The sequence below is a fragment of the Lutimaribacter saemankumensis genome, from assembly GCF_900100005.1.
Lineage (GTDB): Bacteria > Pseudomonadota > Alphaproteobacteria > Rhodobacterales > Rhodobacteraceae > Lutimaribacter > Lutimaribacter saemankumensis.
The window spans coordinates 298,387-314,812 of record NZ_FNEB01000003.1; the positions used below are offsets into that span (position 1 = coordinate 298,387).

Here is a 16,426-nt window from a genome sequence, read left to right on the forward strand (position 1 = left end):
ATAGTAAACGCGCAGTGAAGGCAGGGGATACCTTTGCGGAATTGAGGACTACGTGCAGACAACACTGATCAATCCTGTGGCCTTTAACGGCGTCGGCCTTCATACGGGCCAGCCCGCGCGCATGATCGTGCGTCCGGCACCGGTGGATCATGGCATCGTGTTTCGCCGCACCGACATCGACGCGGACGACGCGTTGATCCCCGCCCGTTGGGACGGCGTGAACCAGTCCCCGCTGTGCACGCGCCTGGAAAACACCGATGGCGTTTCGGTATCGACGGTCGAACATATCATGGCGGCGCTGATGGGCTGCGGCGTGCACAACGCGCTGATCGACATCGACGGCCCCGAGGTTCCCATCCTCGACGGCAGCGCGTCGCAATTCGTTCTCAGCATCCTGAACAATGGTCTGCGCAAGCAGGGCAAGCCCGTGCAGGCGATCGAGGTTCTGGCCCCGATCGAGGTGCGCCGTGGCGATGCCTGGGCCCGGCTGGAGCCTGCGGCCGCGCTGACGATAGATTTCCATATCGATTTCGAAGATCAGGCCATCGGCGTTCAGCACAAGACACTGAACATGGCCAATGGCAGCTTCGTGCGCGAGCTTTGCGACAGCCGGACATTCTGCCGCAAGGCCGATGTCGATGCGATGCGCGCGAATGGCCTGGCCCTTGGCGGCACGCTGGAAAACGCCGTGGTCGTGGACGGCGACGAAGTTCTGAGCCCCGGTGGCCTGCGCCACGAGGACGAGGCCGTGCGCCACAAGATGCTGGATGCGCTGGGCGATCTGGCACTGGCGGGTGCGCCTATTTTCGCGGCCTATACCGGGCATCGCGCCGGCCACGCATTGACCAACGATCTGCTGCGCGCGCTGTTCGCGCGCCCCGATGCCTGGCGTATGGTCACCTGTGACGCGGCCATGGCCGCACGCCTGCCAGGTGCGGGTGTGCACCTGGGCGAGCTGCGCCACGTTGCCTGACCCGTCGGTCACGTGTTTCCAGAATTTGTGCCAAAGGCGTTTTGCACCGAAATTTTCTGTGCTAGGACCAATCGCAAGGGCGGGATGTGACCGGCCCGCAAGGTCCGTTGAAGGAAGAGATCGAGCATGACAGGCGGCAAATCGGCGCGACGGCTTCTGGGGGGTGTTCTGGCCTTGGCCGTGCTGGCGGGATGCAGTGGTGCCAACCGCGTGGCGACGGGCCAGGTTCCGATGGAGACCTATACCGCGCAACAGATATTCGAGCGCGGCGAGTTCGAAGTCGAACGTGGTCGCCCGGATCGTGGCGCATTCTATTTCTCGGAAGTCGAACGGCTCTACCCTTATTCCGACTGGGCCAAGCGGTCGCTGATCATGCAGGCCTATGCCTATCACCGCGACCAGGATTACGAGAACAGCCGTTCGGCGGCGCAGCGCTATATCGATTTCTATCCGACCGACGAAGACGCGGCCTATGCGCAATACCTTCTGGCGCTGAGCTATTATGACCAGATCGACGAGGTCGGGCGGGACCAGGGGCTGACCTTCCAGGCGCTGCAATCGCTGCGCACGGTGATCGAACGCTATCCCGAAAGCGAATACGCGCGGTCCTCTGTGCTGAAGTTCGAATTGGCCTTCGATCATCTGGCTGCCAAGGAGATGGAGATCGGCCGCTATTACCTGCGCCGCGATCACTATACCGCGGCGATCAACCGGTTCCGTGTCGTCGTCGAGGATTTTCAGACCACAAGCCACACACCCGAGGCGCTGCACCGCCTGGTCGAGGCCTATCTGTCGCTGGGCCTGACCAACGAGGCGCAGACCGCCGGTGCGATCCTTGGCCACAACTTCCGCTCAACCGAATGGTACGAAGACAGCTACAAGCTGCTGACGGGCCGCGGGCTGGAATTGAAGGCGGCAGGGGATAGCTGGCTGGCGCAGATCTACCGCCAGACGATCCAGGGCAAGTGGCTTTAGGGGGTGCCGGGCCGGTGCCCGGGCAACATCTGAACCATGCTGCGCGCGCTTGAAATTCGCGACATTCTGATCATCGACAGGCTTGAGCTGGCCTTTCGCCCTGGCCTGAACGTGCTGACGGGTGAAACCGGGGCGGGCAAGTCGATCCTGCTGGATTCGCTTGGCTTCGTTCTGGGCTGGCGGGGCCGGGCCGAACTGGTGCGCCAGGGCGCCGAGCAGGGCGAGGTGGTGGCAGAGTTCGACCTGGCCGAGGGCCATCCCGCGCGCGCCATACTGCAGGATGCGGGTATCCCCGAGGACGACAGCCTGATCCTGCGCCGGGTGAACACCGCCGACGGGCGCAAGACCGCCTGGGTCAATGACCGGCGCTGTTCGGGCGAGGTGCTGCGGCGCCTGTCGGAAACGCTGGTAGAGCTGCACGGGCAGCATGACGACCGCGGGCTGCTCGATCCCAAGGGGCACCGGGCGTTGCTGGACGAATATGGCGGTCTGGGTGGGCTGGTCGCCGAAACGCGGCGCACATGGCGCGACCTGCGCGAGGCGCGCAAGGCCGAAACCGCCGCGCGGGCCGCGCTGGACGAGGTGCGCGCCGAAGAAGAGTTCCTGCGCCACGCCGTGGGCGAGTTGGACAAGCTGGCCCCGGAACCCGGCGAAGAAGAGGAACTGGACCGCCGCCGCCGCCTGATGCAGGCCGCCGCGAAGATCCGCGAGGATATCGCCCGCGCCCATGCCGCGCTGGGGCTGGACGGGGCCGAGGGCGCGATGGGCGACGCGCTGCGCTGGATGGAAGGCGTGGCGGGGCAGGCCGAGGGAACGCTGGATGCACCCCTGGATGCGGTGGGCCGTGCGCTGGGTGAGGTGTCAGATGCCGTCGCCGGGCTGGAGACCGCGCTGGAGCAGCTGGATTTCAATCCGCACGAGTTGGAAGAGGTCGAAGAACGCCTGTTCGCGATCCGCGGGCTGGCGCGCAAGCATGGCGTTCTGCCCGATGACCTGGCGGAATTCGCCGATGGCCTGCGCACGCGGCTGACGGCACTCGATCAGGGCGATGCCGATCTTGCGCAGCTGGCGCGGCAGGTGGCGGGTGCCGAAAAGACCTATGACGCCGCCGCGACCGCGCTGAGCGATGCACGGAGCGAGGCCGCAATTCGGCTGGACCGTGCCGTCACGACCGAGCTTGCCCCGCTCAAGATGGAGCGGGCGGTTTTCTCGACCCAGGTCACGCCCGCCGATCCCGGCCCCGAAGGCCGCGACATGGTGGCCTTTACCGTGGCCACCAATCCCGGCGCCCCTGCCGGGCCGCTGGGCAAGATCGCGTCGGGCGGCGAGCTGAGCCGCTTCATGCTGGCGCTCAAGGTCTGCCTGACGGGCGAGGATCGCGGCATGACTATGATCTTCGACGAAATCGACCGGGGTGTCGGCGGCGCCACCGCCGATGCGGTGGGGCGCAGACTGGCGTCGCTTGCGCAAGGCGGTCAGGTTCTGGTGGTGACGCATTCGCCGCAGGTGGCGGCGCTGGCCGCCCATCACTGGCGCGTGGAAAAACGCGTCAGCGGCGAACAGACCCTGTCGACCGTCGTGCCCCTGGCCGAGGCCGACCGCGTGGATGAAATCGCGCGCATGGTTTCGGGCGACACCATCACCGACGAGGCCCGCGCCGCCGCCCGCGCCCTGCTGGCCGGATAATCTGCCCTAAAGCGCACGGTCCAGTTTCGTGCTGAGATGGATCAGCGATTCCGACGAGCGCACGCCCTTGGCCTCGCCGATGCGATCCAGCGTTTCATCAAGGATTTCCGTGCTTTCCGCGCTGATCTGCACGATCAGGTCGAACCGGCCGCTTGTGGTGTGGACGCATTCGACCTGGGGCAGCGATTTCAGCCGCGCCAGCACCGCAGGGCCGGAACGCGGCTCGATCTGCAAGAGCGCCGTGGCGCGCAGGCGCGTCGGTGCGGCCTGGCCCAGTTGCACGCGGTAGCCTCGGATGACGCCAGCGCCTTCCATCCGGTCAAGCCGTGCCTGCACCGTGGTGCGCGCAAGCCCCAGCCGCTTGGCAAGCGCAGTCACCGGCATGCGGGCGTTTTCGGCCAGCAGGGTCAGGATCGCGCGGTCGGTTTCGTCGATTTGTGTCATTGACTGGCATTATGACGAAAAGATGAGTCACTTCCATCAAAAAGACGGACGATTCTGACAGCGCAGCCCGGCAAGCTGAAAAGAAAACCAGCAGTGAGGCCCATGATGCAGTCAACCTTTCCCTTTGCCGACCCTGTAACGTGGCTGGCGCGGCAGATGCCGGATGAACCGGTGATGTTCTTTGCCCCGCAACGGCTGCGCGATACGGCGGCGCGATTTTTCAACGGCTTTCCGGGGCTCGTGACCTATGCGGTCAAGGCCAATCCGCGCGAAGAGGTGCTGCAGAACCTTGTGGGGGCAGGGGTCAGGGCGTTCGATGTGGCCTCGCCCGTTGAAATGGCGGCGGTGCGCGCGGTCTGTCCGAAGGCGGTTCTGCATTACAACAATCCAGTGCGCAGCGGGGCCGAGGTGCAGGCGGCGCGCGAGCATGGCGTTGCCTCGTGGTCGGTGGACAGTCTGGACGAGCTGGAAAAGCTGCGCGGCCTGGGAGATGTGGAAATCAGTGTGCGGCTGGCGCTGCCGGTGGCCGGTGCCGCCTATGATTTCGGCGAGAAATTCGGCGCCGCGCCCGATCTTGCGGTCGCGTTGCTGCGCAGGGTGTCTGAAATGGGTGCGCGCCCGGCGATGACCTTTCATCCCGGCACGCAATGCGCCAATCCGGGGGCGTGGGCGGCCTATATCCGCGCCTGTGCCGATATCGCCGCGCGCGCCGGTGCGCGGCTGGAAAGGTTGAATGTCGGCGGCGGGTTCGCCGCGCATCGTGGCGGTCCGGCGCCCGACCTCGAGGCGATATTCGCGCGCATCCGCACCGAAACCACGCTTGTCTTTGGCGGGGACGCGCCCGCGCTGGTATGCGAGCCGGGCCGAGCCATGGTGGCCGAAGCCTACATGCTGGCGGCCCGCGTCAAGGCGCGGCGGGGCGCGCAGGCGGTGTTTCTGAACGACGGCATTTACGGGGCGTTGGCCGAATGGCGCGATATCGCGCCGGGGGACAGGGTGCAGGTCTTTGCACCGGACGGCACCCCGCGCCGGGGCGCGTCATGTCCACAGGTGATCTATGGCCCAACCTGCGACAGCATCGACCGTTTGCCCGATCCCCTGTCCTTACCCGCCGACATGGCCGAGGGCGATTTCGTGCTGTTTTCGGGCATGGGCGCGTACTCGCTGGCGCTGGCCACGCGGTTCAACGGATACGGGCCGTCACAGGTCGTGACGCTGGCCTGAGCCGGTCAGCCCTTGAGCGTTTCGAACATCTGCTTGTTCAGGCAGTAATCGGGCACCACGCCCTGCGGGCCATCGCGCAGGTGGCCCTGGCATTCGCCCACATGGCTGCAATGGGTGCACAGCATCACCGCGCCGCGCAGCGCCGAGGCGCCCAGATGCCCCGACAGGATTTCCTGGCCGATATCCACGCCCGCCTTGTCGGCCATGGCGTTGACCAGATCGGCATGCAGTTCGGTTTTCTTGAACATCCTCGCGTCCTTTCGATGGACCTGAATTTGATTGACCGTGTTCATTAAAGCATCCTTGTGCAGGGCTGCGCCTTGATTTGCATCAAGCGCCACTGGACAGCGTGGCGCCATAGGCTAGTGTCGCATCAAACGGGAAGCGCAAGGGGACGAAACGATGGAGAAATTCGGGAAAAGCCAGCCGGTCAAGCGGGTCGAGGATGTGCGTTTTCTGACCGGGCACGGGCAGTATGTGGACGACATCGCACCCGAGGGGGCGCTTTACGGCTTTGTCCTGCGGTCGTCGGTTGCCCATGGCACGATCACCGAACTGGACGTGTCCGACGCGCGCGAGGCGCCGGGCGTTCATCTGGTGCTGACGGCGGCCGATCTGGCCGAGGCCGGCGTGACCGAGGGCATGGTCGCCACGGTGGTCGACAATCGCGACGGCACCAAGGGCGCGGCCCCGCGCCGGCCCCTGCTGGCCGAAGGCAAGGTGCGTTTCGTGGGCGAGCCGGTGGCGATGATCTTTGCCGACAGCCTGGCCGAGGCGCGCGACGCGGCCGAGATGATCGTTCTGGATATCGACGACCTGCCGGCCAAGCTGGACCTGACGGCGGGCGGCACGGCGCTGCATGACGCGGCGCCCGACAACCGCGCCTTCGACTGGGGCCTTGGCGACGAGGGCGCCTGCCAGTCGGCGCTGGAGGGCGCGGCGCATGTCGTGCGCATGGAAGTCAAGGACAACCGCGTGATCGTCAACTCGATGGAGCCGCGCGGCTGCTTTGCCGAATGGGACGGCACCCGTCTACACCTGTCGGTCAACGGGCAGGGCGTCTGGGGGCCCAAGGGCCAGCTGGCCAAGATCCTGAAGCTGGACGAGGCCAATGTCCGTGTCACCAACCCCGATGTGGGGGGCGGGTTCGGCATGAAGGCGATGACCTATCCCGAATATTTCCTGTGCGCGCATGCGGCGATGAAACTGGGCCGTCCGGTGCGCTGGATGTCCGAGCGCACCGAGGCCATGCTGAGCGACAATGCCGGCCGCGATCTTGTGCACGAGGTCGCGCTGGGGTTCGACGAAAACCTGAAACTCGTCGCCTATCGCGTTGATACGAAATGCAATCTGGGCGCCTATAACAGCCAGTTCGGCCAGCCGATCCAGACCCAGCTTTTCAGCCGCGTGCTGACCGGTGTCTATGACGTGCAGGACGCGTATCTGCATGTCGAGGGGTATTACACCAACACCACGCAGGTCGATGCCTATCGCGGCGCGGGCCGCCCCGAAGCGATTTACCTGCTGGAACGTGCGATGGACATGGCCGCGCGCGAGCTGGGCATCGATGGCTGGGATCTGCGGCGTCGCAGCTTTATCAAGGCCGATCAGTTCCCTTATGCGACCACGGTGGGCGAAACCTATGACGTGGGCGATTTCCACCGGGTGCTGGATCACGCCGCCCGCACCGCGGACCTGGGTGGGTTCGCCGCGCGCTGCAAGGCGTCCGAGGCGCGGGGCAAGCTGCGTGGTATGGGGCTGTGTTACTATATCGAAAGTATTCTCGGCGATCCTTCCGAAGGCGCGAAGGTGGAATTCAACGAGGACGGCACCGTGTTCATCTATGTCGGCACGCAATCGAACGGGCAGGGGCATGAAACCGTCTATGCCAAGTTCCTGAGCGACCAGACCGGCATCCCCTTTGAAAAGATCACCGTGATCCAGGGCGACAGCGACCGCATCGAAAAGGGCGGCGGCACCGGTGGATCGCGGTCCGTCACGGTGCAGAACAACGCCACGCTTGCGACCGTCGACAAGATGATTGCCGCATTCACGCCTTATCTGGCTGACAAGATGGGCGTGAAGGAGGCGGATGTGAGCTTTGACGACGAAACCTTCCGTGCGCCGGGGTCGAACCTGACACCGACCATGCTGGAGGCCGCGGAAATGGCCCGTGCCGACGGGCGCGACGACCTGCTGGTGCACCAGGCGCGCGCCACGCTGGAGGCGCGCAGCTTTCCCAATGGTGCCCATGTCGCCGAGGTCGAGATCGACCCCGATACCGGCGTGGTGACGCTGGACCGCTATTCGGTGGTCGACGATTTCGGGAACCTGATCAACCCGATGCTGGCCGAAGGTCAGGTCCATGGCGGTGTCGCGCAGGGCGTGGGCCAGGCATTGACCGAAAGCGTGGTCTACGATGCCGACGGGCAACTGCTCACGGCAACGTTCATGGACTATGCGATGCCGCGGGCGGATGATCTGCCCATGATCGCGTTCGAGACCGAGCCGGTTCCGTCCACTGCCAACATCATGGGGATGAAGGGCTGCGGTGAGGCTGGCACCGTTGGCGCGATGGCGGCCACCGCGAACGCGGTTTTCGATGCGCTCTGGACGCGCGGTGTGCGCCGCGCGGACATGCCTTTCACCCCGCACCGGGTCTGGAAAATGCTGAACGATGCCATGGAGACAGCTGCATAAACGGATCCTTTCCTGGATCTGGCCGGGCCAGGAGGCCCGGCGCTCGGCGCCGATAAAGCGCGAGGGCGGGCTGATCCATGTCATTATCCTCGATGGCACGATGAGTTCGCTGGAGCCCGGCTATGAAAGCAATGCCGGGCTGGCCTGCCGTGTGTTGAGCCGCATCGGCGCCCCCGTCAGCGTCTATTATGAACCCGGTGTTCAATGGCTCGACTGGCGCAGCACGCCGGACGTGATGATGGGGCGCGGCATCAACCGCCAGATCCGCCGGGCCTATGGCTATCTCGCCAGCCGCTACCGGCCGGGCGACCGGATTTTCCTGCTGGGATATTCGCGCGGGGCCTATGCCGTGCGCAGCCTGGCGGGCGTGATCGACGGTGTGGGCCTTTTGCGGCCGGAATGCGCGACCGAGCGCAACGTGCAGACCGCCTATCGCCATTACCAGTCGATGCCCGGCAGCGACGTCGCCCGCGATTTCACCCGCGCCTATTGCCACCCGAAGGTCGAGATCGAGATGCTGGGCGTCTGGGACACGGTCAAGGCGCTTGGGCTTCGCCTGCCGTTGGTTTGGCAATGGTCCGAACAGAACCACGCCTTTCACAATCACCACCTCGTGCCGTCCGTGAAAAACGGGTTTCACGCGCTGGCGCTGGATGAAACCCGGCAGGTATTCGCCCCGGTCATGTGGGATTGCACGGGCGAAAGGGACGGGCGCGTCGAACAGGTCTGGTTCCGCGGCACCCATGGCGATGTGGGCGGGCAGCTGACCGGCTTCGAAGAGGCGCGGCCACTGGCGAATATCCCGCTGGTCTGGATGCTGGAACGGGCCGAGGCCTGCGGCATGCCGCTGCCGATCGACTGGCGCGACGAATTTCCCTGCGACGTCGGGGCGCCCTCGCAAGGCACATGGCGGGGCGTGGGCAAGCTGTTCCTGCTGCGCCGCCGCCGGGTGCCCTGCGTGGACACGTCCGAGCGGTTCCACGAAACGGTCGGGCAGCCCGGGTGCATCGTTCAGACCCCGCTTGTCGATCCGGTGGGCACCTGACGCTGCGGCGCGGTCAGCCCATCTTCATGATGATGCAGGTGGTCGATCCGGTGGCATAAAGCTTGTCGTCCTCGACCCCGCGGATTTCGCCATTGGCGATGCCCGTGGACCGGCCCGCATGCTGACACCAGCCCGTCGCGCGCACGGCGGTTCCAAGGCGGATCGGGCGCAGGATATTCACCTTGTATTCCAGCGTGGTATAGACCGATCCGCGCGGCACGCGCGTCATCACCGCGCAGGCCATGCAGCTATCCAGCAGCGTGCCGTACCAGCCGCCATGCACCGTGCCCATCGGGTTGGTGAATTGAAACTCCGGCACGCCTTCGAAGACGACGCGGCCTTCCTCGACCTCGGTGATCCAGTAGTTCAGCGCCTGTCCGATCGGCGGGCCGGGCAGGCGGCCGTCCAGCACCATCTGCATGGTCTCCAGCCCGGAACGGCTGGCGGTTTCTTCCATCGTGGGAAGGTCGGCGGGCGTTTTCGCGTAGCGGCGGTCTGTCATGGCGTGTCCCCGTTATTCGCGCCGAGCCTATCCCGGCGCGAAACGGGGGCAAGCGTTACGCCACGTTTTCCAGCTGCACGCGCGGCGTGACCCCCAGCGCATGACAGACATCGCGTGTCAGTTCGGGGCGGTTCAGCGTGTAGAAATGCAGCCGTTTGACGCCGCCTTCGATCAGCTCGCTGCACATTTCGGTGCAAAGCGCGGTGGCAAGCAGATCGGACCGGTCGTCGCGGATCGCCTTGTCGAACGCATCGTCCAGCCAGGCGGGGACCGAAGTGCCGCAGCTGAGGGCGAATTTGCGCGCGCCCTTCCAGTTCTCGATCGGCAGGATGCCCGGTGTGATCCGGTCGCCGTCGATCCCGGCCTTCTGGCAGGCGTCGCGGAAGCGGAAAAAGGTTTCCGATTCAAAAAAGAACTGGGTCAGCGCCTCGTCCGCTCCGGCGTCCAGCTTGCGCTTGAGCCACTCCACATCCGCCTGCGCGTCGGGCGATTCCGGGTGTTTCTCGGGATAGGCGCCCACGCGGATGTTGAATTTTCCGGTGTCGGCCAGCGCCTGGATCAGCTCGACCGAGTTGGCAAAACCTTCGGCGTGGGGGCGGAACCCGTCCGAACCCTTGGGCGGATCGCCACGCAGCGCCACGATTTCGCGCACGCCGGCCTCGGCAAAGCCGTTGGCGATTTCCAGCGTTTCGGCCTTCGACGCGTTTACGCAGGTCAGGTGGGCGGCCACGTTCAGCCCGCTGGTCTTGTGCAGCGTCGCAACGGCGTCGCGGGTCAGGTCGCGGGTCGTGCCGCCGGCGCCGTAGGTCACCGACACGAAACGCGGCGCGAGCGGCGCCAGCACGTTGACCGTGTCCCACAGGCGGAACGACGCCTCGAGCGTCTGGGGCGGGAAGAATTCGAAGGAAATGTCGGGCGTGCGCATCAGTGGCATCCTTTTCGTTTCGATCCTTGTCGCAGGTGCAGCATTGTGAGACAACTTCATAATATCGAACATCAACATGAGGCTGATGATAGGTGCATATCGAATTCCGTCATCTTCGCACAATCAAGGCGATCCACGAGGCAGGCGGGCTGGCCCGCGCCGCCGAACAGTTGAACATCACGCAATCGGCGCTGTCCCACCAGATCAAGGGGATCGAGGACCAGGCCGGGGTCGAACTGTTCGTGCGCCGGTCAAAACCGCTCAAGCTGTCTGCGGCGGGCCTGCGCCTGCTGCGTGCGGCCGAAAGGATCCTGCCCGAGATCGAGGCGCTGCAGGCCGAGTTTTCCGGCCTGCGCGAAGGCCATGCCGGGCGCATGCATATCGCCATCGAATGCCACGCCTGTTTCGAATGGCTGTTCCCGGTGCTGGAACAGTTCCGCAAGTCCTGGGGCGATGTGGATGTTGATATCCGCCCTGGCCTTGCCTTCGACGCGCTGCCCGCGCTGATGAAGGAAGAGGTCGATCTCGTCGTGTCCTCGGACCCCGAGGATCTGCCGGGCATCACCTTTACCCCGCTGTTCGACTACCAGCCCGTCTTTGTCGCCTCGTCCCATCACCCGCTGGCGCAAAAGAAATGGATCGACGCCGAGGATTTTCGCGGCGAAACGCTCATCACCTATCCGGTGGAGCGCTCGCGGCTGGATGTGTTCAGCCAGCTTCTGACGCCGGCCAAGGTCGAACCGGCCGCGATCCGGCAGGCGGAACTGACGGCCGTGATCCTGTTGCTGGTCGCATCGAACCGGGGCGTCAGCGTATTGCCCGACTGGGTGGTGCGCGAGGTGAAGTATTCCAGCGACTACGTCACCCGGCCGCTGACCGAACAGGGCATCACCCGCCGCCTCTATGCCGCGACACGCAGCGTCGACCTTGAAAAGCCCTATGTGCGCGACCTGATCAGGCTGGCCGGCGAAGAGGCGCACCGCATGCAGGCGGCATGATCGTCACTGAGCCGCGACCTGCACGCCGGGCGGGGTCAGGCCATTCTTGGTGGAACAGTCCGGCACGCCGCCGGTGCGTTGCAGGACCGTATCGAAGCTCACGTTCTTCCGGTCCATGGGGATCGCGCCGTGGCCCTCTTCGATCTGCAGCTTGATCGCGTCGAACGTCTTTTGGGCGAGATACCAGCTTACGGTGAAATTGACCTCGTGGGGGATGGTGCGGGCCACGCACATGACCACGTTCATCGGGATCGGAGCGTCCGGCGAAGGCGGCGCGTCCTGCGCGGGAAAGAACTGCATCACGCGCGTGGCCGTCAGGTCGCGCCGCGCGCGCCAGGCAGCCGTAAAGGCCGATAGCGGCGCGCCGAACGTGCCTTTGACCTGAGGCGGGGCGGCGGTTTCATCCGCGGTGAACTGGATGACCTCGACCCGGGTGCCATTCATGTCGTTCTTCAGCGCATGGAGCAGCTCGGTCACCGATTCGAGCCCGGAATTGTCGAAATACCCGCCATCGGCCAGTTGGATCACCTGCGGCCGGTCCGGTTGCCCCGGTGTGCGCACCCGCACCCGTGCGGGCGGCGTCACCACCGGAAACCGCGCCGAGATCACCATCGCGTTGCCTACGGTCAGGTCGCGGCCGCCCCAAAGTTCGAGCAGCCCCGGAACGCCGCCCCGGATCTGGCGCAGCGGGGACAGGATGTAGTGGTGCCCGTTGTCGACGCGCGTTGCGTTGAACACGAGAAGCGGCGCGCCTTTGTCGGGCGACCAGCTGGCTGTCAGGGCGCGGTCGAAATAGGCCGGCCGGCCCAGGCCCTGCGCCTCGGTCCAGTCTCCGAGAGCATCGGCAAGCGCAGCCTCCAGAACGGCGCCGCGGTCGATCGGTTCCTCGAACGCGGCCGAATAAGGGACCACGTTGTCGAGATTGTCGCGGAACAGCAGCCCCGCCAGCGCCGGGGTCAGGAAATCGCGGCGCAGGATCGCATCCACCGCCGCCCGGTGGCAGTCCGGGGCGGCATCCGCCCGGTCGCAAACGCCGCTTTGCCGGATCGCCCAATACACGCCACCGCCCACCGATCCGCCTGAAACACCGGAAATCGCGAACAGTGTCCGGGTGAAATCCGGGTCGGTATCTGTACGCGCCGCGAGATAGTAAGCGGTGTGATAGGCGGCATAAAGCCCGCCACCCTGGGCCGCGGCGATCCGCACGGGAGCACTGGCTGCCCGCGGCCAGTCCTGGAACGCGCGCTGGGCGGAATAGATCGGTTTCTCGGCTGGGGGCACGCCCTGCACATGGTTGCACCCGGACCATGTCTGGCAGGCCCCGTCCACAAGGTGGCTGCCCGAATAGACCAGCGCGATGCCAGTCAAAAGGAAAAGCGGCGTGCGCGACCGCGCACTTGCGCGCGTCAGAAGGATAAGCAGTATCAGTCCGACGACAACCGCTACGGCCACGACCGGGCTGACAAGCGCACCGGACAGCCCCAGCAGAACAAGAACCAGGGGAAAGTTCCCCGCGACGCGGTGCGACAGCACGGTCAGCGCGGCCAACAGCAGCGCCGCAGCCGCGGCAAAACCGGCGGCCATGCCCAGGGCGCCGATCTGCCCGGTGGTGCCCGGCGAAAAGAACCCTTTCCAGATCACGATCACCATGAACAGGGCCGCCAGCCCATGGATCACATAGCCCCGCAGCACCATCCACAGTGCGGGCATCGTGTCTTTGGAAATGATCGTGTCCAGCCAATCCAGCGCCTGGGTGTAGAGCTGTGCATTGCCCATGCGCGCGACAGCGGCAAGAAACTGCATCAGAACGAAAACCAGCGCCGCAAAGAGCCAGGCCAGCGTGTTCTGGTCAAGCGCGGGCGCCTCGGGGCTGCGCAGCGCACCGATCAGGGCCGTCGGATAGGCGATGATGAACATCAGGGGGATCAGCGCGATGATGAAGGGCGCGGCCGGTTCATTGTCCATGTCGCACAGCCGCAAGGCCTGCCGCGCCGACCACACGGTGAAGAACGGCAGCGCGATCAGCAGGACAACCGCCATCTGGAGCCGGCCGCTGCGATGTTCGTCCTGGGTGAAAAGGCCCGCCTGGTTTGCCGCTTCGGGTGCCTGGTAGATCTGAAAATCCGCAAGATGGCCCAGGATCACTTCCTGAGCGGGGTCGCTGGCGGCGAGGAAATAACAAAACAGCGCGCTGACGATCACGGGACCGTAGGTGTATTCCAGCACATTGATAACGGACCGGCGCATCCGGCCAACGGAATGTGACCGCAAGACATTCTCCAGAAAAAATAACTCAACCAATGCGCGTATGACAGCACAGCCTTGCCGGATCGCCAAACCCGGTTGCCAAATCGCGTCTTGGCATCCGCGCGCGTGACGCGTATAGGCGCGGTCTGAAAGACAGGAGCCGAACCATGCAGGGCAGCGCAAATCTCAACGTCATGATCAAGGCCGCACGCAAGGCGGGCCGGTCGCTGGTCAAGGATTTCCGCGAGGTCGAGAACCTGCAGGTTTCGATGAAGGGCGCGGGCGATTTCGTCACCAAGGCCGACATCGCCGCCGAAGCCATCCTGAAAGAGGAACTGCTGGCCGCACGCCCCAACTATGGCTGGTTGGCCGAAGAGGGCGGCGAAGTCGAAGGCACCGATCCCACCCGCCGCTGGATCGTCGATCCGCTGGACGGGACCACCAATTTCCTGCACGGTCTGCCGCATTGGGCGATCTCGATCGCGCTGGAACACAAGGGCCAGATCGTGGCGGGAGTCATCTATGACGCCGCCAAGGACGAGATGTTCTTTGCCGAAAAAGGGCAGGGCGCATGGCTGAACGACATGAAGCGCCTGCGCGTGTCGGGCCGTCACCGGATGGTCGAAAGCGTATTCGCCACCGGGGTGCCCTTTGCCGCGAAGCGCACGCTGCCGGCCACGCTGCAGGATCTTGCACGCCTGATGCCGGAATGCGCGGGCGTGCGGCGCTTTGGTTCGGCCGCGCTGGACCTCGCCTATGTGGCGGCGGGCCGTTATGACGGCTACTGGGAGCGCGAACTGAACATCTGGGACGTTGCCGCCGGGTCGCTTCTGGTGACCGAGGCAGGTGGCCTTGTCGAAGGTGTCCGCGAAGGGCAGAACCCGCTGGACGGCAACCTGATCGCAGCCAATGGCGCCATTTTCACCAGTTTCGCCAAGGTGATCCGCGACGCGTGACCATCAGCGGTCGCTGATGTGGTTCACGCCGTCGGTCCAGCGGATCGGCTCGTAGTCGCGTGGATTGACGCCTTCGATCGCGCCCAGGTTCACCGCGTATTGCGTCGGATCGGACCTGCGACGGTGATGGGTGTAGATGCCGCAGACCGAGCAGAAGTAATGCTTGGCCGTCCAGGTGCCCCATTCATACAGCGTCAGCATGTCCTCGCCCCGCACGATCTCGAGCTGGGCCAGAGGCACCATCACAGCCGCCGCACCGCGCCGCCGGCAAAAGCTGCAATCGCAGCGGCTTGCCTCGTTCAGCGGGTGGCCGGGTTCAAAGCGCAGTTCGACCGCGCCGCAATGGCAGGTAAGTTTCATCTCCGCCGCCTGACTGTTGGAACGTTGCTTTGCCGGAGCTTGTATTTCGCCTCGGGGTGGGGCGGAAGCCCGTCGTTCCGCCGCCAGAAGGCGGTGCCGCCAAGGCGCAGAAACAATGGCAGGGTCAGCACCAGCCCGATCACGAACCCGCCCGCATGCGCCCAATAGGCCACGCCGCCGCCATTCAGGTCGGCGCCCACGCCGTTGAAAAGCTGCAGCCCGAACCACAGACCCAGCATGACCCAGGCCGGAATCGGGAAGATGCGGATGAAAAAGACGATGATCACCAGAACGTCGACCCGCGCCCTTGGAAACAGCAACAGGTAGCCCCCCATGACGCCCGCGATCGCACCCGACGCGCCCACGGTGGGCACCGGTGAATAGGGCGAGGCCGCCACATGCGCCAGCGCCGCGCCGATGCCGCTGGCAAGATAGAAGGCAAGAAAGCCCAGGTGGCCCATCTCGTCTTCCATGTTGTCGCCGAATATCCACAGAAATAGCATGTTGCCGATCAAGTGCATCCATCCGCCATGCAGGAACATCGAGGTCACGACCGTGTGCCAGCCTTGCCCGTTCGTGACCTCGGCGGGGATCATCGCCCATGTGCCGAAAAACGCCGCCAGTTGCCGACCGTCCGTCATCACCGGGAAATAGCTCAGGAATATCGCGATGTTGATCGCCATCAACGCATAGGTGACGAAGGGCGTTCGGTTCGACGGGTTGTGATCGCGGATGGGAAACATGGGCCGAACGATTGGAGGTTTTGGCGCGCAGGTCAAGCGCGGGCTTGACCGGCTGCGTCGCCGGACCACAATTTATGATATGAGACAACTTGCCTGCCTTCTGATGCTCGCGTCCCCCGCATGGGCCGAAACCTGCCCGCCGCCGCCGGATCATTCCGCCGCGCTGGCGCGGCTCGTGGACGAAGTGCGCGCCGCTCCGACGGCACAAGCTGCGCGCCCGATCACCGACCGGATGTGGGAACTTTGGGCGGATGCCCCCGACGAAGCCGCCCAAGAGGTGCTGGATGCCGGCCTGCGCAAGCGCGCGTCCTATGATTTTCTCGGAGCGCTCAGGGATTTCGACAGGCTGGTGGAATACTGCCCCGACTATGCCGAAGGCTACAACCAGCGCGCATTCATCCATTTCATCCGTCAGGATTACGAGGCCGCGCTGGAACAGCTCGATATCGTGCTCGAGCTGAACCCTGCGCATATCCCCGCGCTTGCGGGCAAGGCACTGACGCTGATGGGGCTCGACCGCATGGACGAAGGGCAGGAGGTGCTGCGCCGTGCGCTGCAGCTGAACCCTTGGCTGCCGGAACGTGGCCTGCTGATCCCGCGTCCGGGCGAAAAGCTCTGACGTCCTTGCATCCTCTTGTTGAGCGCGCG

General features: G+C 65.0%; 16 protein-coding genes. 9 read left to right on the plus strand and 7 right to left on the minus strand.

Annotated features, from left to right (window positions below; all coding sequences use genetic code 11):
* The first annotated feature begins 52 nt into the window (after positions 1–52).
* From lpxC to recN, 3 genes are all read left to right on the plus strand, one after another.
* Positions 53–973 carry a UDP-3-O-acyl-N-acetylglucosamine deacetylase gene (gene lpxC / locus BLT50_RS08700; RefSeq protein ID WP_090028268.1) on the plus strand — a complete coding sequence of 307 codons (921 nt, stop codon included), beginning with the start codon at positions 53–55 and terminating at the stop codon, positions 971–973.
* 126 nt (positions 974–1,099) lie between these two features.
* Positions 1,100–1,948, plus strand: coding sequence for an outer membrane protein assembly factor BamD (locus BLT50_RS08705; RefSeq protein ID WP_090028269.1), 849 nt, complete (start codon positions 1,100–1,102; stop codon positions 1,946–1,948).
* 36 nt (positions 1,949–1,984) lie between these two features.
* Positions 1,985–3,634: a DNA repair protein RecN gene (gene recN, locus BLT50_RS08710; protein WP_090028270.1), complete on the plus strand. Its 1,650-nt coding sequence runs from the start codon at positions 1,985–1,987 to the stop codon at positions 3,632–3,634.
* A 6-nt stretch (positions 3,635–3,640) separates the two neighbouring features.
* Here the strand turns inward: recN and BLT50_RS08715 are convergent, their stop codons facing one another.
* Positions 3,641–4,078: an Lrp/AsnC family transcriptional regulator gene (locus tag BLT50_RS08715; protein ID WP_090028271.1), complete on the minus strand. Its 438-nt coding sequence runs from the start codon at positions 4,076–4,078 to the stop codon at positions 3,641–3,643.
* A gap of 105 nt (positions 4,079–4,183) precedes the next feature.
* Here BLT50_RS08715 and BLT50_RS08720 point away from each other — a divergent pair, with 105 nt between their 5' ends.
* Positions 4,184–5,302: a type III PLP-dependent enzyme gene (locus BLT50_RS08720; protein WP_090028347.1), complete on the plus strand. Its 1,119-nt coding sequence runs from the start codon at positions 4,184–4,186 to the stop codon at positions 5,300–5,302.
* A 5-nt stretch (positions 5,303–5,307) separates the two neighbouring features.
* Here the strand turns inward: BLT50_RS08720 and BLT50_RS08725 are convergent, their stop codons facing one another.
* Complete coding sequence (locus BLT50_RS08725; RefSeq protein WP_090028272.1) at positions 5,308–5,550, minus strand: DUF6455 family protein; 243 nt, start codon at positions 5,548–5,550, stop codon at positions 5,308–5,310.
* A gap of 154 nt (positions 5,551–5,704) precedes the next feature.
* Here BLT50_RS08725 and BLT50_RS08730 point away from each other — a divergent pair, with 154 nt between their 5' ends.
* Complete coding sequence (locus BLT50_RS08730) at positions 5,705–8,002, plus strand: xanthine dehydrogenase family protein molybdopterin-binding subunit (protein WP_090028273.1); 2,298 nt, start codon at positions 5,705–5,707, stop codon at positions 8,000–8,002.
* On the plus strand, positions 7,980–9,047 hold the full coding sequence (locus BLT50_RS08735; RefSeq protein ID WP_090028274.1) for a DUF2235 domain-containing protein: 1,068 nt from the start codon (positions 7,980–7,982) through the stop codon (positions 9,045–9,047). The genes BLT50_RS08730 and BLT50_RS08735 overlap by 23 nt, the downstream gene beginning before the upstream one ends.
* Positions 9,048–9,060: 13 nt before the next feature.
* Here the strand turns inward: BLT50_RS08735 and BLT50_RS08740 are convergent, their stop codons facing one another.
* On the minus strand, positions 9,061–9,549 hold the full coding sequence (locus BLT50_RS08740; RefSeq protein ID WP_090028275.1) for a PaaI family thioesterase: 489 nt from the start codon (positions 9,547–9,549) through the stop codon (positions 9,061–9,063).
* Positions 9,550–9,604: 55 nt separating this feature from the next.
* On the minus strand, positions 9,605–10,474 hold the full coding sequence (metF, locus tag BLT50_RS08745) for a methylenetetrahydrofolate reductase [NAD(P)H] (RefSeq protein WP_090028348.1): 870 nt from the start codon (positions 10,472–10,474) through the stop codon (positions 9,605–9,607).
* A gap of 92 nt (positions 10,475–10,566) precedes the next feature.
* Here metF and BLT50_RS08750 point away from each other — a divergent pair, with 92 nt between their 5' ends.
* On the plus strand, positions 10,567–11,472 hold the full coding sequence (locus tag BLT50_RS08750) for a LysR family transcriptional regulator (protein ID WP_090028276.1): 906 nt from the start codon (positions 10,567–10,569) through the stop codon (positions 11,470–11,472).
* Positions 11,473–11,475: 3 nt separating this feature from the next.
* Here BLT50_RS08750 and BLT50_RS08755 read toward each other — a convergent pair whose 3' ends face one another.
* A complete protein-coding gene (locus tag BLT50_RS08755) occupies positions 11,476–13,719 on the minus strand; it encodes a hypothetical protein (protein ID WP_090028277.1) in 2,244 nt (747 codons plus the stop codon).
* A 167-nt stretch (positions 13,720–13,886) separates the two neighbouring features.
* Here BLT50_RS08755 and BLT50_RS08760 point away from each other — a divergent pair, with 167 nt between their 5' ends.
* Positions 13,887–14,675, plus strand: coding sequence for an inositol monophosphatase family protein (locus BLT50_RS08760; protein WP_090028278.1), 789 nt, complete (start codon positions 13,887–13,889; stop codon positions 14,673–14,675).
* Positions 14,676–14,678: 3 nt separating this feature from the next.
* On the opposite strand, the gene BLT50_RS08765 is transcribed toward BLT50_RS08760, so the two are convergent.
* A complete protein-coding gene (locus BLT50_RS08765) occupies positions 14,679–15,035 on the minus strand; it encodes a GFA family protein (RefSeq protein ID WP_090028279.1) in 357 nt (118 codons plus the stop codon).
* Entirely contained in the window at positions 15,032–15,778 is a 747-nt protein-coding gene (locus BLT50_RS08770; RefSeq protein WP_090028280.1) for a rhomboid family intramembrane serine protease, read from the minus strand. Before BLT50_RS08770 ends, BLT50_RS08765 begins: the two co-directional genes overlap by 4 nt.
* Positions 15,779–15,857: 79 nt before the next feature.
* Here BLT50_RS08770 and BLT50_RS08775 point away from each other — a divergent pair, with 79 nt between their 5' ends.
* Positions 15,858–16,397, plus strand: coding sequence for a tetratricopeptide repeat protein (locus BLT50_RS08775; protein WP_090028349.1), 540 nt, complete (start codon positions 15,858–15,860; stop codon positions 16,395–16,397).
* The last annotated feature ends 29 nt before the right edge of the window (positions 16,398–16,426 follow it).